Genomic DNA, 25726 nt, shown 5'->3' on the forward strand with positions numbered 1-25726 from the left:
TAAATGGGACTAGTGTTGAACAATCTCGGGAGGATCGCCAAGCATTCGGTCCATCCGAAGCCCCTCGCGTACCACACGCGAGGGGCTTCGGATGGACCTCCTGAATCTGCGTGGCCAGGGAGCGCTTACCCGGGTTTCGGCCACCACTTAACGTTCCTCGCCCGAGCTCCACGACTTATGACCTGCAACACTTTTGGTCGACATCACCGTGATTATTCCCCGCTATATCAGCGAGCTCGGGCGGGTCATTTCTGTGGGGACGAAACACTCGAGCGGCGTTGCATGGGGAAGGATCTTCGATCGCGAGACGCGGCAAGGCCTAGAGCTTCTCAAAGATGGGTGGTTTGAGGACACTGTGCGGACATAAATGATCGTGCTGAGGTTCAGGGGTCGACCATCGACGAATTGGACTACTCATACCAAAAGCAAGTTGACTCGTTAACCTCGAACAGCCTGTCGAGCAAGAGGTCTATAGACAGGTACTTCACGATCGAAGCCATGCTTGCTTTGCGCCGGACATTGGCCTTTCCTTTTCACCAGAGGATGTATGACCAGACTCTCTATCAGCTCGGTATCTTGTTTGCAAACCTCACGGTCGCGCTCGTTGACGAAGAATCTCGCTGCGTTTTTGCTTTTGCTACCGAGTTGATGAAGGCGAATGGGCCATCCCGAGAATGTTCTTTTGGAAGTCGATAGCGTCCTCTGGCGGCTGGCGTCGCTTTCGCTTTAAGGGCTCAGGCACCCGCTCTTTATTGCCTTGCGCTTTAGCTCGAATAGAAACGAAAACTGAAATTTGTTTGGGTTGATATAGATATTGAAAAGCAGTAACACACTCGCCAAAAACATAATTTGGCAGTACGGATTACAAGTACTTAAGTACGTATTCCCCCTCATCCTCGTGCCGTACCTCACGCGCGTGCTGGGCACGGGTGGCTACGCCGTCTATGCCTACGTGTTGTCGTTCATGGGAATCGTCCAGACGCTCGCTGACTTCGGTTTCATGCTTTCCGGAACAAAGCAAGTCGTCGACCTGAGGGACAACTGCGAGGTCCTTTCACGCCTGCTCGGCTCCATAGAGCTCGCTCGTCTTCTCCTCGCCGCCGGCCTGTGCGCGGTCGTCGTGGTCGTCGCCCAGTTCATCCCACTGCTCTGGGACAATATGGGGTATGTACTGATTGCCTATGTTTCCACCGTGCTCAGGGCCTTGCTACCGGATTTCATGTTTCAAGGTTTTGAGGACATGGAGCCGCTCACCACGCGTTTCTTCGCGGCAAAGGTGATCACGGTCGGCCTGACTCTTCTGGTGGTCCATGGACCGCAGGATCTTCTGCTCGTCGCAGTTGCGGATGCCCTGGGCGGCTTGGTAGCGCTTATCTGGAGCTTCATGACCGTTCGAACCCGCTACGGCGTGCGGGTTTCCTTCGGTGGCTTCCGAAACGCCTTGGCTGAGCTAAAGAGATCTGCCGTGTATTGCGTGTCGAACATCGGCACCACCCTTGTCTCGGGGTTCACCACTTTCGTCGTGGGAATCGTGCTCACCGACCCGACGGAAATCGCGTACTGGTCGCTCGCCCTCACAACCGTGAGCGCGGTTCAAGCGCTCTATTCTCCAATATCCAGCAGTCTGTATCCCCATGTTGTGGCGCATCGGGATCTGGGCGCTGTTAGGAAGATGGCGATTATGGCAGCTCCCGCCCTATTGGTCGGCACCGTTGCGTATTGCCTGCTGTCCCCGCAGGTGTTTTTTCTACTTGGCGGACAGGGCTACGTTGCGGGTTCTTGGGTCATGGTTGCCCTCAGCCCTGTCCTGCCGCTCTCTTTCTATTCGATCTTGATTGGCTGGCCGGTACTCGGCGCTTTGGGTAAGGTCAACGAACTTACCGCCTCGACTGTTGCCTCAGGTGTTATTAACGCTGCTCTGCTCCTCGCGATGGCGCTTCTCGGCCGGTCATCTTTGCTCGCGATCTGCGTAATCCGCTGCATAGCCGAGGTCGCGCTACTTGGAACCAGGGGGTTTGTGCTGATTGAATGTTTAAGGAAGGGAAAGTTGCATGAGTAACATCACCCCGCTCTCTATCGAAGAGCTACACCAGAAGGAGCTGGAGCTTCTTGAAGCGTTTGATGCCTTTTGCTCCGAACACGGCCTTCGATACTCACTTACAGCCGGCACTTTGCTTGGCGCTATTCGCCACAAGGGATTCATCCCCTGGGATGACGATATCGACGTCTGTATGCCGCGCCCCGATTACGATCGTCTTGCAACGCTTGCTGGCGAGTTGCCGGCTGGACTCAGGCTCGTTGGCCCCGAGAACAGCCCGTTTGTTTACCCCTGGCGCAAGTTCTGCACCGAAAGTATTAGAGCTCAAGAGCCTACCTATGAAGGGGTCATGGATCAAATGCTCTGGATAGATGTTTTCGTTATGGATGGCGTTTCTTCTGACGAGAGCGAGATTGAGCGCATGCAAGTCCGCATGAACAAGGCCTCGCGTGCAAGCGTTTGGTCGAGCGCCAATCATAATTCGGACTCAATGGGAAAACGCTTCATAAAGAACGCAGCCAAAGCGCTTCTTAATCCGGAGCACGCAAAGACGAAGATGATGGCAATGGCTGAGCGCGTTGCAACCGAGCCTGGTTACGACGCGGCAAGCCGCGTCAGCAGCGTACTCGGACTGGCCAAACACGGGTGGTCGCTTCCCAAGGAAGGCTACGAGGACATGGTCGAGGTTGAGTTCGAGGAGCACATGTTCCCCGCCATGGGCTGCTGGGACGAATACCTGACCAAGTGCTACGGGGATTACATGCAGCTGCCGCCGGAGGACAAAAGACAGACGCACTGCCTGAAGGCATGGTGCGTGAACGAAGACACTAAGGAGAATGCAGATGCTTAACTTCACCGTTGGTCCGGTTATGAGTCCCAGCGAGGTGCTGGAAGTTTCAGCCAAGAGCACACCCTATTTCCGCACACCAGAGTTCTCTCAGGTAATGCTAGAGAACGAGCGCATTATGTTGGACTTGTTGTCCGCACCCAAGGATTCACGCTGCGTGTTTCTAACGGCTTCTGGCACAGGCGCTATGGAGGCTGCTGTGATGAGTGTCTTAGCGCCCGCTGAGCGAGTTGCAGTGGTCAATGGCGGCAGTTTCGGGCAGAGGTTCGTCGACTTATGCCAACTTCACGGGCACAACGTCAACGAGATTAAGCTTGAGTTCGGGCGTCAGGTCACGCGGAAAAACCTCGAGGATGCGGTGGAATCCGGCTGCGGTGCGTTGCTCGTGAACATGCATGAGACCTCGTCGGGACTATTGTACGACATGAGGCTCCTATCCGAGTTTTGCCGCGAACGCGAGATGCTCTTGATCGTCGACGCAGTGAGCGCGTTCATCGCCGAAGAGATTGACATGGCGGCTCTCGGCGCCGACGTGGTGCTGACGGGTTCGCAAAAGGCGCTAGCTTGCCACCCGGGCATCTCCCTCATGGCTCTCTCGCCGCGCGGACAGGAAAGGGTAGCGGAGAATCCCGAGGTTTGCTCCTACTTGAGCCTAAAGGAAGCCCTGCGCAACGGCGAGCGTGGGCAGACTCCCTGGACGCCTGCTGTCAACACGCTGCTTGAGATCAATGCGCGTTTGAGGTCGATCGAGGCGCGCGGGATCGACGCGGAGCGCGCCGAGATCGCGTCGCGCGCGAAGGCCGTGCGCGACGCCCTGACGAGCACCACACTCGAGATGGTCCCCGAGAACCCCTCCAATGCAGTGACGGCGCTCCGTTGCCCCGCGAGCAACGCGAAGGCAATCATCGAGCGCGCCAAAACCGGGTACGGCATGTGGCTGTGCCCAAACGGAGGCGCGCTGTGCGACGAGGTGTTCCGCATCGGGCACATCGGTGCCATCACAGAGGAGGACAACGACAGGCTTATCGACTGCCTGACCTCGCTATCGGCCGAGGGTCTGTTCTAGGTGGGGGCGCAGATGAAACAGGTAAAGGTCATAGAAGGAGAGGACTTCCGGCGCATGCAGCTATTGGAGCTCGACATGCTCGTGGAGTTCGACCGCGTGTGTCGCGCTCACGGGATTGCGTACACAATCTGCGGCGGGACGCTCCTTGGCGCAGTGCGCCACAAGGGCTATATCCCCTGGGATGATGATGCTGATATTGCAATGCTTCGTGAGGACTACGAGAGGTTCCGTTCTGTCGCCCATGAGATGGACCCGTCCATCTGTTTCTTCCAGGACCATCTGAGCGATCCTGAATACAGGTGGGGGTACGGCAAGCTCAGGCGCACCGGAACGAAGTACGTGAGGGTCGGACAGGAGCACTTGAAGTGCAAAACAGGAGTCTTTGTCGACGTGTTCCCCATGGACGACGCGCCTCTTGGTGTGGGCGGCCAAATTCTGCAGGACTTCTGGTGCATGTGCCTGCGCAAGGTCCTATGGTCTGAGGTCGGCAGACTCGACCCCCGCGTGTCGGCTCAGCTCAGGGCCTGGTTCTCGCTATTGTCCAAGATACCCGCAAAGGCGGTTTATGCTCTAGCCGCTCCAATGGAGCGCAAGAGCACGGACGACAGCCCCAACCGCGTGAGGACGCTGCTGTTTCCAGCTACCGGTACCCTCTATCGAGAAAATCCGCTCGAAGAGCGTTACGCGATGCCTAAGGAGTGGTTTAAGGACCTGTCGGAGTACGAGTTCGAAGGGAAACGTTTGATGGGGACACGTGACTTCGACGCGATCCTCACTTACATCTATGGCGACTACATGCAGTTGCCGCCCGAGGACCGCCGAGGGCAGCACTCGCCGGTATCGAGCTACGAGTTTTAAGGAAAACGAACGTGAATGTGAAGAAAGTGGCCTGCTGGGACGAGGGCTTGCGGCGTGTTCTGGAAGGTCAGCGCGTTGAAAACCCCTACGCACTTATCGATGCGCTGACCTACGGGTTCGAGGGCGACAACGTTGCGTGCTGGGAGGTCTTCGACGAAAGCCGACTCGAGGCGGTCGTTTACCGATATTATGACGGACTCCAGGTCGTCTTCTGCGGGCAGGCAGGCCACCGCGCAATCCGGGCCGTCGCGACCCTCGTTGAGAAAATGGACCCCTCCATGGTCCAAACCTCTTACAGTGCTGCGGCAGAGCTCGCCACCGTGCTCGCCGACTACAGTTTGTCTGAGGGGTGGGTTATGCGGGCTGACGGAACTCAGGTACCAGACCCCGCGGCGGTCAGGGCGACCGAGGCCGACTATCCTGAGATCGCCAGGCTCATCTGCGGCGACGAGGAGATTGGCAAGCACTACGATGTCAGCGCGCTCGTGGCTCAGTTGTGCGAGAGAGAGCGGCTTCAGGGCTGCAGGAGCATAGTCATTAGGGATAGCGAAGGAATTGCTGCGCATATGGCGACCTATGCCGAGTCCGACGATGTTGCCGTCTGCGCCGGGCTCAAGGCACGCCCTGGTGCGGAGAAGGGTGTCGGGGCGCGGGTGCTCTCATCGCTGGCCGTCGAAGTGGCCGCGCGCGGCCTCATACCTTTGCTGTACTGCTACATAGAGCCACTGTGGCCTTGGTACGAGGCCCATGGGTGGGAGAAAGCCTTCCACGTCGCGAAGCTCGAGCACTGCGGCAATTACTAAACAAGCCACGAAAGGGAAGGTGAGGCCCATGAGGAAAGTGATCACATATGGAACGTACGACCTTCTGCACCGGGGCCATGTGCGCCTGCTGGAACGCGCCAAGGCGCTCGGCGACTACCTGGTCGTGGGCGTAACCGCCGATGGCTTCGACAAGGTGCGCGGGAAGATTAACGTTTCCCAAACCCTCAACGAGCGCATGCGTTCTGTCCAAGAGCTCGGGATTGCTGACGAAGTAATCGTTGAAGAGTACGAGGGCCAGAAGATTGACGACATCAGACGTATGGGAATTGATGTGTTCACCGTAGGCTCTGACTGGGTTGGTAAGTTCGACTATCTCAGGGAATACTGTGAGGTAGTCTACCTTGATCGTACGCAAGGCGTCTCGAGCACCGAGCTTCGCGCCGAAAGTGGACATCTACGAATGGGGTACGTGGGCAAGCGTGTGCTAGTGGAGAAGTATCTGCGTGAAAGTGCCTTCGTGAATGGCGTTGACCCCACCTGCGCGATGATCGACAGTGATGGAAGCCTCGCAGGCTGTGGCTTAGTCGAACAGGTTAATGATTTCGATGAGATAGTCGGTCGATGCGACGCAATCTACCTTGCATCGCATCCCAATCAGCACTATGGACAGATTAAGCGAGCGCTTGAGGCAGGCAAACATGTTCTATGTGAGAGCCCCATTGCCTCAACGCGTGAGGCGTGCCAGGAACTGCAGGCGCTCGCACGCTCAAAGGGCCTCGTTTTGGCCGACGCGATCAAGACGGCGTATTCAACGGCCTACCATCGACTGCTTCTGCTTGCCAAGAGTGGTCACATTGGACGAGTTCTTTCGGTGCGCGCTGTATGCACCAGCCTTGTTGATCTTGGCAGTGAGGACATCTCGAGCGTTGAGGGCAAGTGGTCGAGCTCCAAAGCCTGGGGTCCAGCAGCGTTGCTGCCCATCTTGCAGCTACTCGGAACTAATTATCAATCAGCCGATTTTGTAAGGGCCGACCTTGAAGGTCACGCTGGCTTTGACGCGTTTGGTGAGATCCGACTGGCATTCGAGGATGGCTACGGCGAGGCGGTTTTCGGCAAGGCAGCTAAATCTGAGGGGTCGCTTGTGGTTTCCGGCACGGATGGCTACATTTACGTACCCGCTCCCTGGTGGAAAACAGACTACTTCGAGGTACGCAAAGAGGATCCTTCTCAAAACAAGCGGTATTTCTTCCAGCTTGACGGCGAGGGAATTCGAAACGAGCTCGTCGAGTTCGCGCGAGCAGCTGAGCGTGGAGGCAAATGCGGTCTATACATCGATGATAGTGTATCCGCCGCCATAGCTGGCCTGCTGGGTCAATTCGACACAAGTAAAGACCACATCGAACTGTCGCCTATCAAGCTCGGGAGCGACACCTGTGGTGAAGGCGTAGCGAGATAGCCGCGCTTAGATATACACTCGGCGCATTATTCATGCCGTAATCTGAAGCATGGGGGAGTGGTAACTATCATTCGTCTGGATGATAGCGGCCAGCATCTCAATTGCATTGTTAGCGCCGGAATAATTTAGCCAAATATAGTCGGCCGAGATTGACCAATCCCGGCCGACCCATTTTAGCCAACACGCCCGCATCTATGACTTTCCTATCGCATTCCTACATCCCCTCGGGCTGGATCCCCCTCACCTTCACCGCCTGGGGGACGGCCTCCACCGAGTAGGTGTCAAGCTCCCTGCCGCGGTAGCTCGGGCCCCGCATCACGAACACCGACGCCTTGTCGAACAGCCTGCCGAGGGCGCAGAGGAGCGTGTCGTCGCCCGTGAAGAACTCATCCCACCCGCTCGGGGCGATGTTGCTCGTGAGGACCATCGCGTTCGGCCCCTCCTTCTCGTAGCGCCTGTCGACGACATCGAAGAACAGGTCGGTGCACGGCCTGTCGTAGACGCATCTCCCCACCTCGTCAACGATGAGGCACGACGGCTTGACGAGCGAGGAGACGACCCGCGAGGTGTTTCCCCGCTGGACGGCCTTCTGGAACCTGTCCCTGAGCTCGGTCGCCTTTATGTAGTAGGTCTTGAGCCCCCGCATGCAGCACTCGCGCCCGTAGGCCTGCGCGAGGTGCGTCTTCCCTATGCCGCCGGGCCCGACGAAGGCGACGTTGCGGTGCGCGTAGAGGTCGGCCAGCGACGGGAGCTTGCCCAGCGCGGCCGCGTCCCGGCCCTGGATCCTGGAGAAGTCGAAGCCCTCGAAGGTCTTGGGCTCGCGCCTGGGCAGCCTGCTCAGCCTCAGCAGCGTCTCGATGGAGGCGAGCCTCCTCTTCTCCGCAAGGTAGGAGAAGGTGGCTGCCACGGCGGCCATCTCCCCGTCGCCGAGGTCGAGGTCCGAGGCGAGGGTCGCGAGCTCCTCCGCCCCGACGGCGATCCCGAGCCTCGACGCGGCGTCGCTCGCGAGCTCGTAGGGGCTCGCCCCCGCGCCCGCCATCATTCGGCCCTCCCGAAGTCGAACCTCTCGAAACCGGGTTTCGTCCTGGGCGGGGCGATTTGCTCGACCACGGTCCCCACCGGCTGGGTCGGCAGCTCCTCGGGCTGCGCCGGCGATGTCTCCCACTGCCCCTCGCACCAGCTGTCGGCGCCGGTGCCGACGGCGTGGGCGACGAGCTCGCGGGAGAGGTCGTCGCTGTATATGTGCACTGTTAGCGCTAATCTAAAATTGACCACTTTCGCAAACGCATCTCGCCGAATGCGCTAACGCGCTTTCGCCGACCCCGCTAACGTACTTTCACCAACTGCGCTAACGGAACTATGCTCCGATCGGGTATCCGACCCGGGAGGAGCGGGATATGGAGCGAAACGTAATGGGAGAGCTGAACGTCTACAGGGGGTCCGGCGCGAAGCCGAACTTCAGCGAGATCGCGAGGAGGCACGGCATGGACCGGCACACGGTCGCCAAGTACCGGCGGGAGGGCGAGTCCGCCGCCGACGGGAGGTCCGCGAGGGGCAGCGCCTTCGACCCGCTCGAGGAGGTGATCCGCGCGAAGGCCCAGCTGCCCGGGATGACCAAGATGGCAGTCTACGCGTTCCTGCGCGAGGGCCGCGGGGAGGGGCTGCCCGGGTACGGCGCCTTCACCGCGTGGTGCCGGGCCCGCGACGTGCCCTTCGGGGGCGCGGGCGGCCGCGAGCCGCACCCGCGGTTCGAGACGCCCCCGGGCAGGCAGCTGCAGTTCGACTGGAAGGAGGGCATGAGGCTCGTCGACTCGGAGGGCGAGGTCTTCGAGTTCAGCGTGTTCACCGCGACGCTCGGCTACTCCCGGAAGCACCGCTTCATACCGGTCAGGAGCCGCACGCTCGACGACCTGCTGTCCTGCCTGCTCGCCACCTTCACCCGCCTCGGCGGCGTCCCGGAGGAGTGCATCACGGACAACATGTCGTGCCTGGTGACCGTCTCGGGCCGCAGGAGGACCAGGCAGGAGAGGGCGTGGCGGTTCGCGCGGGAGGCCGGCTTCGAGCTCAGGCTCTGCGCGCCGCGCTCGCCGCAGACCAAGGGCAAGGACGAGTCGGCCAACCGCTTCCTGAACCGCCTGCTCGCCTACGGCGGCGAGTTCACCGGGTGGAGCGGCCTCGCCGAGGCGGTGGCCCGGGTCGAGGCCCAGGCCAACTCGGAGCCGAACCGCACCACCGGCCTGCCGCCCGACGCGCTGTTCATGCGGGAGAAGGAGAGCCTGCGGCCCATCGGGAACCTCCGGCTCCTCGAGTCGATGGTGGGCGACGTGAGCGTCCAGACCGTCCCGCCGACCATGCTCGTCAGGGCCGCCGGCAGGGAGTGGTCCGTGCCCAGGCGCTGCATCGGCCGGCGCGTGAGCGTCATAGCGATGCCCGGCGGCCAGGTCGTTGTGAGGATGGCCGGCGAGGAGGTCGCCGTCCACGACGCCGCGTCCGGGCCGTCGAGGCCCATCAACTACGACCCCGACCACTATGGGCAGGCCCTCGAGGGGAAGCGGGGCCTGGCCGACGCGGACATCGCCGAGGCCGCGCGCGCCAACCTCGCGCTGCTCGACTCGCTCGGAGGGGCGTGATGGGCGCCGTCGCGGAGGGCAGCCCCTCGATCAGGGCGCAGGCGAACCTCTCCGCGCTCGGGCTGCACGAGATGGCGGCGTCCCTGCCCGACTACGTGAGGATGGTCGCCGCGGGCGAGCGGGGCTTCGCCTCCGCCCTCGAGGAGATGACGCGCGTCGAGGTCGCCGCCCGGGAGGTCAGGATCACCAACCAGCGCATACGTTCGTCGGGGTTCCCCTACGTCAAGGGGCTGGCGGACTTCGACTGGGACTTCCAGCCGTCGGTCCCGCGCGCAGAGATCGAGGAGCTCGCGACCCTGAGGTTCGTCGAGCGGGCCGAGAACGTCCTGTTCGTGGGGAGCCCCGGCGTGGGCAAGACGCACCTCGCCGTCGCGCTGGGCATCGAGGCGGTCAGGGCGGGGCGCGAGGTCAGGTTCGTGGACTGCGCCCGGCTCGTCGAGGACCTGGAGGACGCCTCGTCGCGCGGCATCCTCAAGAAGAGGCTCAAGTACTACGCCCACTCGAGGCTGCTGATCATCGACGAGCTCGGCTACCTCGACGTCGGCAGCGCGGGCGCGGACCTGCTGTTCCAGCTGATATCGACGCGCTACGAGCAGCGCTCGACGATCATCACCGCCGACGTGGGGATCGGCGGCTGGGGCAGGGTGTTCGGGGACGACGTGGCGGCGAGCGCGATCGCGGACAGGGTGTGCCACCACTGCCACCACTGCCACCTGGTCAAGATAGCCGGCAGGTCCTACAGGCTGAAGGACCTGCCGAGGGACGGACCCGTCAAGGCGTGACCGGAATCGGTGAAAATACGTTAGCGCAAGCGGTGAAGCCGCCTTTGCGCGAACGGCGCGTTTGATTAGTGAAACTGGTGAAAAATAGATTGACGCTAACATGCACCACGCGCCCCTCCCGGTTCACCCTGCACTCGCGGCGGACGTACCAGTAGGGCACGCCGTAGCGGTGCCCCTCGAAGCTCACGAAGCCGTCGAAGGAGATCTTCCGGCGCGGGCACAGGTACCGCTCGACCTCGGCCGTGACCTCGAGCGGCCTGGTGTTCGCCGAGCACGCCGCCTCGTGCTCGCGCATCGGGACGCATGCCGCCGCGCGCCGCCAGCGGCCTCCCTGCTCGGCGCACCAGAGGGCGGCCTCCCGGTTGAGGGCGTCAAGGTCGGTAAAGGACCTTCCCGCGAGGAAGTTCCCCTTCACGAAGCGGACGAGCCTCTCCACCTTGCCCTTCGTATAGGGGTGGCGCGGCCTGCACAACCTGGTGCGGAAGCCGACGACGCCCATGAACTCGGCGTAGTCGGCCTGCCAGACGGGCCGGCCGTCGGCATCGCGGCGGACGACCACGCTCTTCATGTTGTCGGTGAGCACGGTCGCGGGCACGCCCAGCGCCGAGAACGCGTGCAGCATCCCGATGAGGAGGTTCTCCTGGCGCGCGTTCGGGAAGAACTCGACGTGGGCGCCCCCGCAATGGTGGCAGACCATGGCGAAGCAGGCGATCCGCGCCCGCTCCCCGCCAGGGCGCTCGACCGCGACGAAGCCCCAGTCCATCTGGTAGGCCTCTCCGGGCGCCGTCCTGAAGCGCTGGCCGCGGCAGCCCTGCGGGGCCGCCTGCCGCCTCTTCGCGGGCACGAGGTCCCGGTGCGCGGCGATATAGGTCTTCACCGTGGTGAGGCCGCCGGCGTAGCCCTGGCCGAGCAGCCGCTCGAATATCACCTGCGAGTTGGTGACGCCCTTCCGCAGGAGGTCGTCCACCAGGCCGGTGTGGCCGGCGAGCACGCCCGGCGCGGCCCTCCTCCCGCTGTTCCCGTGGGGCAGGGCCCTGAACCCGTGTGCCCTGACCGTCCTCGCGCGGGAGCGGGTGAGCCCCGTCCTCCTGCAGAACTCCGCGAGGTTGCATGCCTGCGGGTCGAACCCGTCGCCCTCCTCCGCGGCCATCTCCCGGAGCGCCGCGTCTATAATCTCCTGTAGGTCATCGTGTCTCTCGTTCACCTCAATGGTCCTCCTAACGCCGGCGTGTTGGCACCACCAGCGTAGTGGCGGCGGGGAGGCACGGTGGCCATTATTCGGTGACCGGGATTGGTCAAAATAGTTTGACTATTAGCGGCTAAAATCGCCCGGCGCTAACAGCATGCTTATCTTTCATTGATTTAATTACAACGCAAGCAGCAACTTGCGAATAACGGAAGCCGAAATTTAGCTACTTCCACGTAAACTCTCTCCATGAGTTTTGACTTACATTGGTTCAATAATTGACTACGATAACTTGCGATCTAACGTAAACCTACCGTAGGCACTTGAATGCGTCTTCGCTATTTGGTATTTGGTTAAACAAAACAAATGAAGGACCCTTTGCTAGGGTCATAACTACTACATAATTTGATTTAGAGTCAGGCTCACATTAGTTATGTCTATGTGGGCCTGATTTTTAAGCAAGTGCCTGCAAGTCCCTATATGTGGCAGTCATGCAAATAAGAATCTGTATCATTTATTTGCATTTCTAACGGTTTAGATATCGTGCGACGCTGCGCCTGCCCTAAGCTGCGGTAGGTCGCGTGGGCTATCAGGATATGGCGCAACACTCTTGCGGTCGAGTCTCATTTGTCCCGGACCTGGTTGACCCGGAAGAGCTAGACGTACCTGTCGTGAAACACTTAGGGTTTCCGCTGTGAACCCCGTGAAACGCCACGGTCAATGCTTGAGCCGGGAGTACAGGTCGTTCACCATCTCCAACCGCTCCAGGTAAACCGGATCGTTGTCGTCAGCCCTGCGCGCTTCGCTCTCGAGCCCACCGTCCCTGACCAGCACGCCGCGGGCCCGCTCGAAGTCGTGAATGAGCAGCGACCCGGTTGCAATCTTGCCGCCCATGGGCTTTCTGACGCGCACCGTGATGGGCTTCCCTTAGTCGCAGACGATCGCGACGGGGTTCTTGTGGATTGCGACGGCAACGCAGATGCGGAGCTTCTGGCGAAATAGGCCGCCTTTACGGGCCTGCCCTTAGCCCTAGGAGAGATCGGTGCTGTTGATGTAGGTCTCGTCAACCCAGACGGTGGGTGTGGCACGATCCAGTCCAGGTAGCCGAATACCGTAGCGAAGACGCGGTGCCGCTACTTGAAGGCCGTCTTGTGGGTGACGCCGCACTGTTGCTCGCGCACTCGACGGGGACGTTGTGGCGCATAAGCTTGATGAAGGAAAACCGACGAGAAGCAGCTTGCGGCAGCGCTCGAGGACGGTGCCCCTGGGGAAGGTAAACCTTCTGCCGGGCAACAACAGCGCCACCTTGGGACGCCGGCGGCGGAGTCGTCCCTCCAGGTGTCGCAAGCGCCGCGCCTAGGGCATTTCTGGTCCGGTCGTCGCACAGCGAGAATAGGGCGAGCAGGGCCTCGGTCTGGGGCTGAGACCCCGGTCCGGCTGGGATAGAATGTCGCTGTGGGCCATCGTCTTTCCTTTCGTTGAATATCTAGGCACTGACGATTCTAGGCGATGGCCCCCCTTGCTTCTTACACCACGACTGTGCGCGCTACCGGAAGAACGTGGTGCGGAAACGAATATCCCTTTCTGTACAATCCCACTATCCATTGGTTATCGGAGGAGTTAGAAAACTACGGCTCCTTTTACTATTCCGGGGATTGCGCCAACCCTATTTGGAACTGTTATGACCAAGCCCTGGTGAGCCCAGAATTGATGAACTCCATTAATTCCTATAACTATCTAAAGAGGATAGGGGTTAGGGGCTTGATTGCAAAAGTTCGTCCCAACAGCAAAATAAGCGACCATTTGTCGCTATTAGTTGATATCGATTTGAGTTAGGTGGGTTATTTATGTCTCCCAGTGAAAATCCGTAGTTAAATGTGCTTTCTCAACCTCAACACAGATCAACAGAAGAAATCGTTCCATATTTCAATGAACAGGCCAAAATGCTGTCTGTGGCGTCTGGAGACAAAATCAAAGGGTTGTTTTCAAGGACTGCCGATGTAAACAGGATTCTCGACCCAGCTCTTGATTTGGCTGAAAGCGCATCCACGGTAGTTTCAGGAGTTATCTCGAGAAACGCAGCCCTTTGTGCCCCAAAATCCAATCTCAAAGATGCTGACGATCTGTACAGGAAAAATGACTAGTGCTTTGAGATTCGTTCGGATAGATATCGATTCAGGGTATTCACTATCGAATTTGGTCCATCGTATCCTGCCGTTATGGCTGTCGACCGAGGCATATGCGGCGATCTTGTAAAGATCTACGACCGTTATTAGTTCGAAGAGGCCGAGCCGTGCATTGTTACAATACAAGACGATGATGATCTCAACCTTGTGTTCAATCAACTTCTAATTTGCCGTTTGACGCCCCTGCTATTCATCTATGTTGCAGCTTACTATGGATTGTCACTTAACATGAGCCGTAGCAAACGGACCGCTGACAGCTGCGATGTAGCGGGACTTTCATCCAGAACCTAAGAACGAATTTGGACCGATTTTAGAATTAAACTGGACACGGTTAACAAATGGGTCATGCTTTCATTTGAGGAGGGCATTCATTGAGCGACAACTTAGACAATCAAGTTGAGTATGTGCGATCACTTGCAATCGCCTTTCGCATGGCGATTAGCCGTGCCCAAGAGTCCGGAGAACTCTCTCGAACTGTAATCGCGTCCTTTCCAAGAGCTTGTTGCGGATATACAAGCGACTTACTGCAAAGGTATCTTGACAAGCATGGCATAAAAACATGGTATGTATCTGGAACGTATCGCGACCCATCAACAAATGATTCGCAGTCTCATGCTTGGCTTGAACTTGCCGATGGCACCGTAATCGATATAACCGGGGACCAGTTTCGCTTTGAGCCGCATCCCTTAAAGAATGATTGCCCAGTGTACTGTGACAAGCCGAACGAGTTCTTCAATCTTTTTGAACTAGATCTGCCTTGTGAATACGAGGTCTCATTTTCAAAGGATATCTTACGCAAAGAAAAAGAAGCGTACGATATTGTCTGCAAGTTTCTTTAGCCCGTATGCCCGAATCTATATCGCTACAACGTGTGTTTTTAGCAATTGCCGTTGATGCTGAATTGGGGCGAATTAAGCACTAGGTTGTGATTCTATGCCTGTTACTTCTCGAAGGACACTTGTTGCTTATAAACTGACTTGTCATGAAGCTCGCAAGCCCGACAAGCTTTTTGAGCTCGATTCGCTTTATAAAGGTGGATTCACCCGAGCGTTCGTTGATTTTTGCGGATCAGATCAAAGCGCAATACAGCAAAAGGGTCTTGGAAAATACTGTCATCTTGAAAAGCCAAAAGTTCAAGATGAAGGTGTATTGCTTGAACTTCAATCGGGATCAAATGGCGAAAATATTTCCATTCTTGACCCTGGATTAGATTCCATAGTTGGCGAATATGATAGCGAAAAGGCACCCATGGTTCGCTCAAGGGTATATCTTAGAAATCCTGTTGGGAACTATTCGATTTTATGCGTTGAACATGTGAAGGGATCCGCCGGCGACACGTTTCTGAAGACGCCATTTAAGAACTGGTTAAAAGCGGCGGCCCCAGGATGTCTTTTAGATTGGGAACCTGTTGCAGAAGAAGAATCGCTTGATGCCTTTAAAAGCATCGAAGATTTCGAAGTTCGTAAATATCTTAGGTCAAGCGACATGGCGGATTCTTTAATTACTGGCGCTAATTACATTTCTTATAAGTTGGCTCATAAGAGAAGGCAGCCTTTTCCAATCGCCCTACTTAAGGAAGCTCTATCTGATTTCACCAAAGCAAAAACAATCTTTGGCCTTGTTGAGTCTGACATAACTGATAACAAGGTCGATGTATTTGTTCGAGCAAATAGCAAAGATGGCCGAACCGTAAAGTTCGACATTTCATCATCGTTCGATATGAAAATCAGAGAGCTCCTTAACGACCGTGGCGAAGCGGTTCTAAGTGATTCGGCCTTTGTAAAGAGATGCAATGATAAGCGCGAGATCATTGAGCATCGTCTTGGACGGGCTTGATTAATGAATGGCGGTTTCGCATGGGGAAGATTTCGCTTAGGGGTTTATTTGTCCGCTATTTAAGAACGCTTCATTCGGTTGATGACGACTCCCTTTATATCCCAGATGTTTTCGTTCATTTTGCTATTCCTTTTGGATTGTTTATTTGGGCAATCATTGATACCCATAGTGCCGCTGCTGTTCGAGCATATTTTGCAAATGCAATGACTGCTATATCGGTTATTTCGGGCTTCATGTGTGGTCTTGCAATAATGATCTTTGAGCTTAGGATTAACTTGAACCAAAGTAATGGCGAACTGGGAGAAAACGCTCATGAAATCGAGTTGATTGATGAGCTGTTCTCTGACGTGTTGTGGTCAGTCGTTGTCGGCTTTCTGTCGGTTGGTTGTATGGCTATATCCGGCGAGATTAACGATATCGCAGCTGTGAATAACCTATTTACAGCTTTCTCCCTAGCTCTATGCTGCAATTTTATTGTCGTTACCCTCATGTGCCTCAAGCGTATTGACGTGTGCTATCAATTTATTTCTCGGTTTTGGGGTCGGAAGAAGTAAGGGAGCATCTAGTCAGCTTCGACTACGTTAGTAGTCGTCTACTGTGGACACCACAGCTGCTGGGGAACTACAAGGACCTGCCCCAGCAGCAGATCGAGGCCATCTTGGACGTCAACCGCACACACAAGGACTTCGTGGCCGACGAGGTGCTGCAGATGGTGTGGGACTGCGTCTACGAGGGCAAACCAAAGCCGGTCGTGAGCGTGTACCGCCTGACGATGAAGTCCAACTCCGACAACTTCCGCGCGAGCTCCATCCAGGGCGTCATGAAGCGCGTGAAGGCCAAGGGCGTTCCCGTGGTTGTCTACGAGCCCACCCTGGACGCGCCAGAGTTCTTCGGCTCCGAGGTGACCCACGACCTGGAGGCCTTCAAGGCCGGCTGCGACGTGATCGTGGCCAACCGCTGGAGCGACGAGCTCGCGGACGTTGCGGACAAGGTGTACACGAGGGATCTGTTTAAGAGGGACTAGGGGAGAGGTGTACTCCCAGGATCTGGTGATATACAAAAATCGAATCTAGAGGGAGGCCGTATCAGCGTTGGCTGATACGGCCTCCTTTGATGTAACTCTGTTCCTAAAAACAAAACATGTGTTCGATTTGAAACTACATGAAGGAAGATCAATGCAGAATGCAAGCTACAATAGCAAACGAGTATTAGACTCGAGTCTAGCGGAGGATTATGGCGTTCCAAGATATCCTTGCTGCGATTGATATCGTCACGGGGCCTGACCCGGCCCATTCTATCCTGGCGTTTTCGATTGTCGTCGGGCTGTTTTTGCTGTGGTTGCGTAAGCAGGCTTTGGCGCGGTTTTACAAGGCCGGTATCTATGTTGCAGCACTGGCGTCCGATGCATTGTTTGCATCGGTAAAGCTTAGCCTTTTATGGTTGGCGGGTGTGGCATCGCCCTTTCTCGCGTTGAGTCTGTTCGCTCTTCTCGTCAACTATTTTTGGTGTGCGCAGCAGCTCGATGACATAGTGGACAAGGCGGATCCCTCTCTTCCCGAATGCGACTATGTAGCTGCCTTCAGGCTGATGAACTCGGTTGACCGTGATCGACTGTCCAGAATGCAGCTCACCTGCCTCGACAAGGATAGGTTTTTCTGCAACATCTACTTGGGAAACAACGGCGTTGCGAAAAGGATGCTTGAGAACGAAAACTTAGAGCCGGCTTTCAGGCATTTCGCCCTCCATATTATCGCGGACGCCGCTTGCGATCGTGCTGGGTCGCAAGCGGAGCTCGAAAGCGCCTTGGCCGAGAAAACCGACAAGACAGACCCTTTCATCACGGTCCAGCTTTGGCACAACCGCGCGATTAGCTATGTCGTGAACGGTCAGTTCAAAGTCGCCGACGACGAGTTCAAGAAGACGTATCGCGAAGCTAAGCGTCTGGGCGTTCGGAATAAGTCGTTCCTCTTGCTGCTGTTTGAGAACGCAGCATTGAATAAAACGAAAATCGGCTTGCCTGATGGCGGCGTTAAAGAAGGGTGGGGGTTGATTGAGGAATGCGAAAAGGCGCTTGCTCCGATTGGCCCCAACGATTTTGGGCAGCTCTTCAATCTGCGGCTTCTTTTCATGAGGCAGATAGGGACAAGTATCGAGGACAGGAACAAGCTGTATTTGGTCGAGGTCAAAAACACCCTCAGCAATGCCTCCCTTTCCGAGCAACAGCGCGTCGTCGCTATGGCGAGCCTGGGCAGAATCGCGTGGTCCGACGGGCTCGATCCCGCACCCGTGCTCAATTTCTTCGCTCGATGCGATCGGTTTTTGTGCGTAAGCGACCCCGATGCACGCTACTATGCCCATAAGAACCTGAGTGCGATGCTTTCGGGCTTGGCGGTGAATGACCGCTTCCCAAATACTTTGGCTGAGAGCGTAATGCGGTATTTCAAGGATGGGGACGCGGAGCATGACTTGGATGTGATGGAGGATGGCCTTCCTCCCGAGGCGATTCTGCGGCGCTCCCAAGTGCTGCGAGAACGCGCTGCCCTAGCCTTAATGGTTGGAGAGAGCGTTGAGCGCGCCGTGTCGTACACTGATGAGGCTATAGGCCTCCTTGAGAGAAGCCTGCAGGATATGGCGGCGCTCGAGTGTCGATGGCAGCTTGCCCGGCTGACACTGTACGACAAACCCGAGGTGGCGAAATTGCAGCTCTCGATTGCCGAAGAGCGCCTCGCCGCGCTCAATAAGCAACCGTCCCTCGGATATCCCTATTTCGAGATGAGCCTGTGCTACGCCTTGCTTGGTATGCGTGCGGAGTGCAGGGTCGCATATGAAAGGGCCGCCGGCTTCGAGACTCCGATGGGCCATTACGCGCCCGGCATTCGGATTAACAGGACCGCCGCCGCCTTCTGTGCCAGGTTCTACATACTTACGGAAATGCTTGGAAATCCCGAAGAGGTTTGCCCCTTGCTTAAAACTCGAGAGGGCAGGGCGTGGCTGTCTCGCTATCCGAAGGTCTCTTCCCTGTCGAAAACGCTTCTTTGCGGGATATTTCTTGGGTATGGGGATTTCGTGCCCGCTATGACGAGGCTATTCTTGGATGAGGCGGGGAAGCTATATGCCGAAACATGGCTCGTTGTCCAAGAGATCGGACTCGCGTTTGATCTCGATTCCAGAAAGCCCGGCGAAGAGTATGGGCTGGTTTTCGAAATCCAAAGGCACCCACTGATTGCCGATGGCGATGCCCTTGCAAGGGTGGCCGCGCGGCGCGGGCATACTGTGCTCGATGCGAGGTTGAACCAGTGCAACAAAGACCTTCTCGGGGCCGATGACGCAACCGCCGTATTCGATGTGCTGGATGCCTTGGGCATATTGGCCGAAGGGCGCGTGCCCACATTGGAAGACATCATGAAGAGCTACCTTGAAAGCTGTGTCGACGTTCCCGCCGGCGGTTGAGACGCCTCTGCCGAGGGGTAGCTTCGTCCTGCCGCGCTTCACAAAACGTTTCACAAAGTTCTCTTCGCTGGCCTAGTTTTCAACACGTAGCGCTGTAATGGCCCTGCCTGATTTATCCATCTAGCCCCTTGGAACTGCGGAGGAAATCCTGGACCAAAAGAGGACCGGCAGGATCATACGGATTTACAGCGCAGAACAAAAGGCGAAAGCCATCGAGACGTTCGCCGGTTTCGGATGCAGCACGGCCGACACCATAGCAGAGCTCGGCTAACCCAGCCGTGTCACACCCCACAACCGGCGGAAGGAATACCAGCTCGGCGGCGATGAGTTCCTGGAAGGGGAGCATCGCAGGCCGAGGTATTCCGATGAGGAGAAGCGGAATGCGGTCGATCACTACTCGGGGCACGGGAAAAGTCTGGCGCGCACGATAGGGGCCATGGGATACCCGAGCCGCAAGGTGCTCTCCAGCTGGGTTGATGAGCGCACCCTGGTAATCTGCGCTGTGTGCGAGAAGGAGTGATATGGAGGTTACGCAGACGACTCCTTCAACACCCCGCTCGCGCAACGAGCGCAGAAACGTCAACCATCCGGCATAGGACTCCGTGTCAACGGCATCGAGCCCGAGCGATCGTCACCGCCATCTAAGCAGGCGCCGATGGCGGTGACGATCGCGCACGAGGAGGCGTGGCCCGGATCTCTGCATTTAATGCGGATCGCATCGTGCCAGACGTAGGGAAAGGCCGTATCAGAGAGGCCCCTGGTCTGCATGTCCTCAACGATCGCGTCGGACAACTCGCAGATCCTCGACACTTGGCTCGCGCTCATGCGGTCCACCTCGAGGGCAGAGGCGAGCCATATCCTGCGCGCGGTGTGGCGATGCTTGCGCCACTGCCTCGAGCCCTCGTCTAGCCGTGCGCAAAACACACCCCGGTAGGCGTTGAGCAACCTGTCGCCCCGCCTGCGCACCAGGATGGGTGGCGTGAGGTCGGGCTCTTCAGCTTGGTGTACACCGTGTTACGCGACACGCCCGTTTTTCAGGCATTCTCGGATATCGAGTCGACCCGCTTCCTCATCTGCCGTATAGAATGAACCGTGGACATGCTGATCACACCTTTCCGACCTCCCTGGTTGATATTTCTAGGCAGCAACCAAGGTAGTCGATTGTGATGGTTGGCGTGCCTGCCTTTGTGTCCTAAATGGTCAAGCCGAAGTGTTCAGTTTTCCGCTACCACAGACAGCAAGGCGCTGAATGCTGGCACGCATGTCGGTGGAATGTCGTGACATGAGCACACGGTCGGAGGTGGTGAACGAGTTCACAACGACATCGCCGCACTTGGCAGCCGAGGCTACCGCGCTATCCGAAGCGCTGCTCACCACTGGCACGATGCCCTTTGCATCCGCCAGGCCGTAACTGGCGATCTCGAGCCAATCCATCGTGGCGGCATTCCTGCATGGGAAGCGCCCGGACCCCTCATCCCTGAACTTGGCCAGCCACCTGTAAAGGCAGGGTCTGCTTACGTGGTTGAGCCTACACCAGTCCCACACACATACTGGACGAGAGGCAGCGTTCGATGTGATCTGCCCACATGTTCCTGTGTTCTATGTTTGCCCGCGTCATCGCAACCTCCTGTTGAATAAGGCGTTGCGATAATTTTGCCCAAAGCTTATCAGGGTGTTAAGACGCGGCTGTTTTGGTGTTTACACTAAAATCATAAAAGTCATATCATTTCATTAGTTTATTCATCTTTGGATGGAGGAAGAATGCCAACTAACAGCCAGATTCTGATAGACGGATTCATTTCGGACGAATTCTCTAAGCAGGCTGAGTATAGTTCTAAAGGGGACTACTTTGAACTGTTGGCCTCTTCTCGATACATGGCTCCATACGACCTTGACGACGATGAGATAGCGGAAGGGCTCATTGGAGGGTCGCGAGACGGGGGCTGCGATGCGATCTACATCTTTGCCAACAATAATTTCTTGAGTGAGGACGTCCAGATTAAAGACTACATCAATCGTGGATCAAGGGTTGAAATAGTTATTCTTCAGACCAAGGTTTCAAAATCATTCAAAGAAGACGTGTTCTTGAAGTGGAAGGACACCTGTAATGACCTTCTAACATTCGGTATAAATTTAAATGAATTCAATGATAAATATTCCGAACGTGTTATCGATACTTTTAGAAGAATAAGAGAAGCGATTCAAGCAGCAGCGATGGCCGGAAACGAAATCCGAATGAAGTTCGTGTACATCGCGAATGCGGATTCACCATCGGACGGCGTTAAGATTCAGAAAGAGCAGCTTCCGGCCGCCATTGACGAAATCGTCGGCGTAAGCCGATTTAGCTCTTCGTGCGTTTTAGTTGGAGCAGACGAATTGATGCGCATCTGGTCGCCTCCCGCAGAGAGCGGGCTTGTTATGCGTTTTTCGGGGTCCTATGCGTCGGTTCCTCAGAGAACGGACGTCTTTGGCCTGGTGTCTTTGTCGGATTACTACCGCTTCCTCACTGACGACCAGGGGCAGCTCCGTAGCTATCTTTTCGAGGCGAACGTCAGAGATTACGAGGGAAATGTTTCAGTCAACAAAGGAATCAGGGAAACGTTGGAGCATCCTAGCGAAGACGATTTCTGGTGGCTCAACAACGGAGTAACGATACTGGCTTCTGAAGCCTATCAAATAGCAGGAGCAGAAGTGAAAATGGAAGAGCCTCGCATCGTTAATGGACTTCAAACGTCATATGAAATATACAAATTTATGGAGTCTCGTACGGAAGACGCCGAAGATTCCAGAAATGTGATGGTAAAAATCCTTGTGCCCGGAAGCGATGAGACCAGAAACAGAGTGATACTGGCGACGAACAACCAAACTCAGGTGAAAAAGACATCGCTTCGCGCTACTGATCAAATCCATATTCAAATCGAACTCTACATGAAAAGAAATGGGTTGTATTACGAAAGGCGGAAGAACTATTACAAAAACCAGGGGAGGAAGAGGGAGGAGATCGTAACCCTCTCCTTTCTTGCACAATGCATGATGTCGATACTTCTCGGCAGACCGGATCAGGCAAGAGCAAGACCGTCGACGCTTTTGTCTGACGAGGCTCAGTATAAGAAAATATTTGGGCAGGATGGCAACCTTGAGGCTTACTACAGAGCCGCTAGCCTTGGAAAACAGGTTTGCTTGAGGTTTCCGCAAATTAAGAGAGACTTAGAAGGGTCCCAAATAAGCGACATACGATTTTACGTGATAATGGGCGTTGCTTCCATCTTGTCCAAAAAAGATAACCTGACGTTCGGTGACATAGAGAAACTCGACCTTGACAAGCTGTCAGATGAAATTATTCAAGAAGTTGCGGACATGGTTTTGGATGTTTATCTGGCCCTTGGCGGAACATCCAAAACCGCTAAGTCCTACGCCATGGCAACCAAAGTCAAGGAAAAGATTTCGCTACAGTTACCTTAAGGTAATCCAAGGCTGCTCTCTAGAATGCTTTCAGCAGAGAGGTCCTTTTTGCAAAGGGCCTCTCTTTTTCCATTCGGTTCCGAACAGTTTGACGCTCACTGATCAGCCCGCATAGTCAGCCGCTTCGCTTTCAGCCCCAACCTTGATGCAAGCGTAGACGACGAGCGTGCACAGCCCCATGCCCATTCCAATCAGGTGCAGCAGGAAGGCCATTCTGCTCGCCTTCCTCTTCGCCTTCATGCGGCTTCTCGGGGGCGAACCCGTCCGGGCGGCGCGCCATGAGCGTGGCGCCGGCCGCCGTCAGGGCGGCACCCATGAGGCAACCGAGGGCATGTACAGGGCACAGGGGCAGTAGACCACTGTATGAATCTCACGTACATAGCACAACGGCAGGCCCGTGCATTGCAGCCCGCTGCTGGCTGCAATGCACGGGGCTTTTGCAGGCCAATGGTTTGTAGTTAGTTTGTTGCTCTTTGGCAGCTTTGGCTCATAGCGGCCTTAAAAAAGCCACCATTGTTTTTGCGATTTCCAGCGTGATTCTGCTGTAGACATGTAGGATGCTTCAGTAGTACAGAGTCGAGCTCATTGACGAGTTCCGGCATCTCGCTTGTGGGCAAAACCCTCTCGAGCGAGTGGAGCATATTGCTTAAATCGCGCCCGCGCGGCCTTGCACAGCAAAGCCGATCGTCGCGCGCAAATGTTTCGAAAATCGACAAGAATCTCAATGACTTCAAGGAGGCTTTGAGGCTCCATTCTGTCCTCCTGCTTGCCAGACAGCTCCTGAATCGTACGGATGGAATGAGACCGCAACATCTTGTGCCTAGCAATGGCTCTAAAAACCACATTTTTAAAGCACGGTTGTTATAATGTCAGACACTAGAACATCTGTTTGGAAAGGCGGTTATATGACAAATAGCGCAGACTTTGAATCATTCTTGAAGGACATCAATCCCAGCAAGAGCACCATTGATGAAGCGAGTCGACTTCACCGAAATCTCAGGGACCATCTCAAGGCAAGTGAGACTTATGGGGCTGTATGCAAGGACACATACCTCTCGGGTTCATACGCCAAGCAGACCTTCATACGACCGAAGAAAGATTCTGACAGCTGCGATATTGACATCATCGTTGAGACAAACCGCTCCATTAACGACTCCCCGTATCGCGTTTTGGTCGAGCTCGAGGATGCGATACGCGAGCGCGAGTGCTACAAGAGCGTCAAAATGCAAACGCATTCCATCGGCATTGACATGGCGAACTTCCATCTCGATGTTGTCCCCTTGGTCAAAGATGAAGACGGTCTTCTCTACATCGGTTCGAAAACCGATGGCGAATGGAGGCAGACGAATCCCAAAGAGCATCTCGCTTGGACGACTGAGGTTAACAAAGGGTTCAACGGGGATTACAAACCTCTAGTGAAGATAATGAAGTGGTGGAGAAGGGAGAACTGCCCAAGTTGTGTGAAGTTCCCAAAGGGCATCACTCTTGAGAAGATGATCGCCGACAATCTACCTGAAGCAGGGTTGTCAATCGAGGACTGCGTCATGCAGGTAATGGCGAACCTTGCAGTTGCATACGCCGATGAACTCGACTCGTACAAGGTGCCCTTCATTGAGGATCCAGCCATAGAGGGAAACAACCTTGCCGGAAAGTACTGCTATAACGATTTCGCCCAGTTCGTGGACAAACTCAACGAGCATCTCTCGCTTCTTGCGGATGAAGGAACCGGCAACAGCGTCTGGAAGCAAATACTTGGAAACAACTTTCCTTCGGGAGTCTCTTCGTACGGAACCACGGCATCAGATAAGTCAATAAGCCAACAGTACGCATTGTCTGTTCCGCACAGGCAGCCGTTAGGCTTTCCCATGCAGGCACGTAAGCCAAATGCAACAATTACGGCGACGGTCAAATTGCCTTCAGGAGAAATGCGAGCACTCGAAAACGACGGCGCGCTCATACCGAAGGGCTCCACTATCGTGTACAGAGTGAACTGTGGGCCGGTAAAAGATGGCAGGGTAAAGTGGCAAGTCACGAATACCGGCGATGAAGCTATGAGGGTTTGCCGTAGGGGTGGTTTCGAGATCCCAAACATAGAAAAGACTTCCCGTCGGGAGGAGACAGCGTATACGGGGAAACACTATGTTCAATGTTTTGTAATCCGAAGGGGCTATTGCGTCCGTTGGAGCAACCCATTCTTCATCAACGTAGAGTAGGTGATAATCGATGGATATCAACAACGTAATTTCAGGCATTCTTTCTGTTGGAGGAAACATATCTCTTGTCCTCGAATTCATGGGATTCCTGTCGTTCGTCGCATTGGCTATCGGAGCCTTCACGCGTCTCGGTAAAGCGGCGTGGCGCTTCGGCCTTGCGCTGTACGGCAAGAAGATACTGATTGTCGCGAGTGACGAGGACTACCATGACCTCGAAGAGGATCTTTCCGACTCTGGGCTGATCAAGAGGAAGAACATACAGCGCGTTTCGGACAAACAGATATCCAAGGCAAAGGATGCGCTCCTGTTGATAGTGGTCTACGGATATTTAGACAAAGAAGGCTTTAGGGAGATTATCAACGGTAAGAGCTCCCGATGCGGACTTATCGTTCACTGTCCGCCGGAAAAGGGCCGAATCGACGATGACGAGAAGAAGCTCCTTGGTAAAACCGCATTTACCACGCTTTGCAATTTACGAGGCAGGTTAGTGAACGACGTTCTGCTCATGATGCTATCCACTTCATTCAAAAAGAGCGACCTGAAATAACCTGGACGACGATGACGGCCGGTTGGCGGTGCTGCTGCGTCAACGGCTGGAACCTGAACATCCCACGCTACGTGGACACGTTCGCGGAAGAGGAGCCGGTGGACCTTGCTGCCGTGCGCGACGACATCAAGCGCATCGAGGCCGAAAAGGCGGCGGCCATCGCCAAGGTCGAGGGCATGCTTTCACAGCTGGGACTATGAGAGGAGAAAGACAATTGAAACGAGATTACGACGCAATTCATTATATTCAGCGACAGCTCTCTGGATTTGAAGACAAGAAAATGGTTTTTGCGATGACCAAGGCATTCAATAAAATCCTTGATTCTCATTTTCATTGCAACAGCCTCAGGACTCAGCGCAACGCGTTGCGCTGAGTCCTGAGGCGCGAATCCGGGTAGGCAACCCC

General features: G+C 55.9%; 22 protein-coding genes and 1 pseudogene. 17 read left to right on the plus strand and 6 right to left on the minus strand.

Annotated features, from left to right (window positions below):
• The first annotated feature begins 814 nt into the window (after nt 1-814).
• Genes LCQ44_RS08235 through LCQ44_RS08260 form a run of 6 tightly spaced genes read left to right on the plus strand, consistent with a single transcriptional unit; the run spans nt 815 to nt 7029 of the window.
• Nucleotides 815-2059 (plus strand): oligosaccharide flippase family protein, encoded by a 1245-nt coding sequence (locus LCQ44_RS08235; protein ID WP_225093566.1) that lies wholly within the window; start codon nt 815-817, stop codon nt 2057-2059.
• On the plus strand, nt 2052-2888 hold the full coding sequence (locus LCQ44_RS08240; RefSeq protein WP_225093567.1) for a LicD family protein: 837 nt from the start codon (nt 2052-2054) through the stop codon (nt 2886-2888). The genes LCQ44_RS08235 and LCQ44_RS08240 overlap by 8 nt, the downstream gene beginning before the upstream one ends.
• 19 nt (nt 2889-2907) lie before the next feature.
• On the plus strand, nt 2908-3951 hold the full coding sequence (locus LCQ44_RS08245; protein WP_263634106.1) for a pyridoxal-phosphate-dependent aminotransferase family protein: 1044 nt from the start codon (nt 2908-2910) through the stop codon (nt 3949-3951).
• Nucleotides 3952-3963: 12 nt separating this feature from the next.
• A complete protein-coding gene (locus tag LCQ44_RS08250; RefSeq protein WP_225093568.1) occupies nt 3964-4809 on the plus strand; it encodes a LicD family protein in 846 nt (281 codons plus the stop codon).
• An 11-nt stretch (nt 4810-4820) separates the two neighbouring features.
• Nucleotides 4821-5612, plus strand: a complete 792-nt coding sequence (locus tag LCQ44_RS08255; protein WP_117800192.1) for a hypothetical protein — start codon at nt 4821-4823, stop codon at nt 5610-5612.
• A gap of 28 nt (nt 5613-5640) precedes the next feature.
• Nucleotides 5641-7029 (plus strand): Gfo/Idh/MocA family oxidoreductase, encoded by a 1389-nt coding sequence (locus LCQ44_RS08260; RefSeq protein WP_225093569.1) that lies wholly within the window; start codon nt 5641-5643, stop codon nt 7027-7029.
• Nucleotides 7030-7243: 214 nt separating this feature from the next.
• On the opposite strand, the gene LCQ44_RS08265 is transcribed toward LCQ44_RS08260, so the two are convergent.
• On the minus strand, nt 7244-8071 hold the full coding sequence (locus LCQ44_RS08265) for an ATP-binding protein (protein WP_117746924.1): 828 nt from the start codon (nt 8069-8071) through the stop codon (nt 7244-7246).
• A gap of 355 nt (nt 8072-8426) precedes the next feature.
• Here LCQ44_RS08265 and istA (LCQ44_RS08270) point away from each other — a divergent pair, with 355 nt between their 5' ends.
• Together istA (LCQ44_RS08270) and istB are read left to right on the plus strand one after the other, a co-directional pair.
• A complete protein-coding gene (istA, locus tag LCQ44_RS08270) occupies nt 8427-9659 on the plus strand; it encodes an IS21 family transposase (RefSeq protein ID WP_225093492.1) in 1233 nt (410 codons plus the stop codon).
• Nucleotides 9659-10441: an IS21-like element helper ATPase IstB gene (istB, locus tag LCQ44_RS08275; protein WP_225093491.1), complete on the plus strand. Its 783-nt coding sequence runs from the start codon at nt 9659-9661 to the stop codon at nt 10439-10441. Before istA (LCQ44_RS08270) ends, istB begins: the two co-directional genes overlap by 1 nt.
• Here the strand turns inward: istB and istA (LCQ44_RS08280) are convergent.
• Nucleotides 10431-11645, minus strand: a complete 1215-nt coding sequence (gene istA / locus LCQ44_RS08280; RefSeq protein ID WP_225093490.1) for an IS21 family transposase — start codon at nt 11643-11645, stop codon at nt 10431-10433. The genes istB and istA (LCQ44_RS08280) overlap by 11 nt on opposite strands.
• Before the next feature lie 699 nt (nt 11646-12344).
• On the minus strand, nt 12345-12539 hold the full coding sequence (locus tag LCQ44_RS08285) for a hypothetical protein (RefSeq protein ID WP_225093570.1): 195 nt from the start codon (nt 12537-12539) through the stop codon (nt 12345-12347).
• Between the two features lie 1645 nt (nt 12540-14184).
• On the opposite strand from LCQ44_RS08285, the gene LCQ44_RS08290 reads away from it, so the two are divergent.
• The 5 genes from LCQ44_RS08290 (at nt 14185) to LCQ44_RS08310 (ending at nt 19099) form a co-directional block, all read left to right on the plus strand.
• On the plus strand, nt 14185-14652 hold the full coding sequence (locus LCQ44_RS08290; protein ID WP_225093571.1) for a hypothetical protein: 468 nt from the start codon (nt 14185-14187) through the stop codon (nt 14650-14652).
• 94 nt (nt 14653-14746) lie between these two features.
• Nucleotides 14747-15649 carry a hypothetical protein gene (locus LCQ44_RS08295; protein ID WP_225093572.1) on the plus strand — a complete coding sequence of 301 codons (903 nt, stop codon included), beginning with the start codon at nt 14747-14749 and terminating at the stop codon, nt 15647-15649.
• A 20-nt stretch (nt 15650-15669) separates the two neighbouring features.
• Complete coding sequence (locus tag LCQ44_RS08300; RefSeq protein WP_225093573.1) at nt 15670-16203, plus strand: hypothetical protein; 534 nt, start codon at nt 15670-15672, stop codon at nt 16201-16203.
• Nucleotides 16161-16673 (plus strand): UDP binding domain-containing protein, encoded by a 513-nt coding sequence (locus LCQ44_RS08305; protein ID WP_225093574.1) that lies wholly within the window; start codon nt 16161-16163, stop codon nt 16671-16673. Before LCQ44_RS08300 ends, LCQ44_RS08305 begins: the two co-directional genes overlap by 43 nt.
• 209 nt (nt 16674-16882) lie before the next feature.
• A complete protein-coding gene (locus LCQ44_RS08310; RefSeq protein ID WP_225093575.1) occupies nt 16883-19099 on the plus strand; it encodes a hypothetical protein in 2217 nt (738 codons plus the stop codon).
• Nucleotides 19100-19211: 112 nt separating this feature from the next.
• Here LCQ44_RS08310 and LCQ44_RS10110 read toward each other — a convergent pair.
• From LCQ44_RS10110 to LCQ44_RS08320, 3 genes and pseudogenes are all read right to left on the minus strand, one after another.
• Nucleotides 19212-19712, minus strand: a pseudogene (locus tag LCQ44_RS10110) (hypothetical protein); the annotation flags it as partial.
• Entirely contained in the window at nt 19679-20065 is a 387-nt protein-coding gene (locus tag LCQ44_RS10115; protein ID WP_089571880.1) for a transposase, read from the minus strand. The pseudogene LCQ44_RS10110 and the gene LCQ44_RS10115, both read right to left, overlap by 34 nt.
• 234 nt (nt 20066-20299) lie before the next feature.
• The gene (locus tag LCQ44_RS08320; protein WP_225093576.1) at nt 20300-20533 is read right to left on the minus strand and encodes a hypothetical protein; all 234 of its coding nucleotides are present in this window, start codon (nt 20531-20533) and stop codon (nt 20300-20302) included.
• A 327-nt stretch (nt 20534-20860) separates the two neighbouring features.
• Here LCQ44_RS08320 and LCQ44_RS08325 point away from each other — a divergent pair, with 327 nt between their 5' ends.
• The 4 genes from LCQ44_RS08325 to LCQ44_RS08340 all read left to right on the plus strand — a co-directional run bounded on the left by LCQ44_RS08325 (nt 20861) and on the right by LCQ44_RS08340 (nt 25521).
• Nucleotides 20861-22561, plus strand: coding sequence for an AIPR family protein (locus tag LCQ44_RS08325; protein WP_089571884.1), 1701 nt, complete (start codon nt 20861-20863; stop codon nt 22559-22561).
• A 905-nt stretch (nt 22562-23466) separates the two neighbouring features.
• The gene (locus LCQ44_RS08330) at nt 23467-24774 is read left to right on the plus strand and encodes an SMODS domain-containing nucleotidyltransferase (protein WP_225093577.1); all 1308 of its coding nucleotides are present in this window, start codon (nt 23467-23469) and stop codon (nt 24772-24774) included.
• Between the two features lie 10 nt (nt 24775-24784).
• The gene (locus LCQ44_RS08335; protein WP_195240417.1) at nt 24785-25321 is read left to right on the plus strand and encodes a hypothetical protein; all 537 of its coding nucleotides are present in this window, start codon (nt 24785-24787) and stop codon (nt 25319-25321) included.
• 11 nt (nt 25322-25332) lie between these two features.
• A complete protein-coding gene (locus LCQ44_RS08340) occupies nt 25333-25521 on the plus strand; it encodes an SAM-dependent methyltransferase (protein WP_225093578.1) in 189 nt (62 codons plus the stop codon).
• Nucleotides 25522-25726: the final 205 nt, after the last annotated feature.

Source organism: Collinsella aerofaciens (assembly GCF_020181355.1).
Taxonomy (GTDB): Bacteria; Actinomycetota; Coriobacteriia; order Coriobacteriales; family Coriobacteriaceae; genus Collinsella.

Bases quoted from the DNA above. Each gene is read 5' to 3' on its own strand.
- LCQ44_RS08240 (WP_225093567.1), top strand. From the start codon at position 2,052: ATGAGTAACATCACCCCGCTCTCTATCGAAGAGCTACACCAGAAGGAG.
- LCQ44_RS08245 (WP_263634106.1), top strand. From the start codon at position 2,908: ATGAGTCCCAGCGAGGTGCTGGAAGTTTCAGCCAAGAGCACACCCTAT.
- LCQ44_RS08250 (WP_225093568.1), top strand. From the start codon at position 3,964: ATGAAACAGGTAAAGGTCATAGAAGGAGAGGACTTCCGGCGCATGCAG.
- LCQ44_RS08260 (WP_225093569.1), top strand. From the start codon at position 5,641: ATGAGGAAAGTGATCACATATGGAACGTACGACCTTCTGCACCGGGGC.
- LCQ44_RS08265 (WP_117746924.1), bottom strand. From the start codon at position 8,071: ATGATGGCGGGCGCGGGGGCGAGCCCCTACGAGCTCGCGAGCGACGCC.
- istA (WP_225093492.1), top strand. From the start codon at position 8,427: ATGGAGCGAAACGTAATGGGAGAGCTGAACGTCTACAGGGGGTCCGGC.
- istB (WP_225093491.1), top strand. From the start codon at position 9,659: ATGGGCGCCGTCGCGGAGGGCAGCCCCTCGATCAGGGCGCAGGCGAAC.
- LCQ44_RS08295 (WP_225093572.1), top strand. From the start codon at position 14,747: ATGCCTGTTACTTCTCGAAGGACACTTGTTGCTTATAAACTGACTTGT.
- LCQ44_RS08300 (WP_225093573.1), top strand. From the start codon at position 15,670: ATGGGGAAGATTTCGCTTAGGGGTTTATTTGTCCGCTATTTAAGAACG.
- LCQ44_RS08310 (WP_225093575.1), top strand. From the start codon at position 16,883: ATGGCGTTCCAAGATATCCTTGCTGCGATTGATATCGTCACGGGGCCT.
- LCQ44_RS08320 (WP_225093576.1), bottom strand. From the start codon at position 20,533: ATGGATTGGCTCGAGATCGCCAGTTACGGCCTGGCGGATGCAAAGGGC.
- LCQ44_RS08325 (WP_089571884.1), top strand. From the start codon at position 20,861: ATGCCAACTAACAGCCAGATTCTGATAGACGGATTCATTTCGGACGAA.
- LCQ44_RS08330 (WP_225093577.1), top strand. From the start codon at position 23,467: ATGACAAATAGCGCAGACTTTGAATCATTCTTGAAGGACATCAATCCC.
- LCQ44_RS08335 (WP_195240417.1), top strand. From the start codon at position 24,785: ATGGATATCAACAACGTAATTTCAGGCATTCTTTCTGTTGGAGGAAAC.
- LCQ44_RS08340 (WP_225093578.1), top strand. From the start codon at position 25,333: ATGACGGCCGGTTGGCGGTGCTGCTGCGTCAACGGCTGGAACCTGAAC.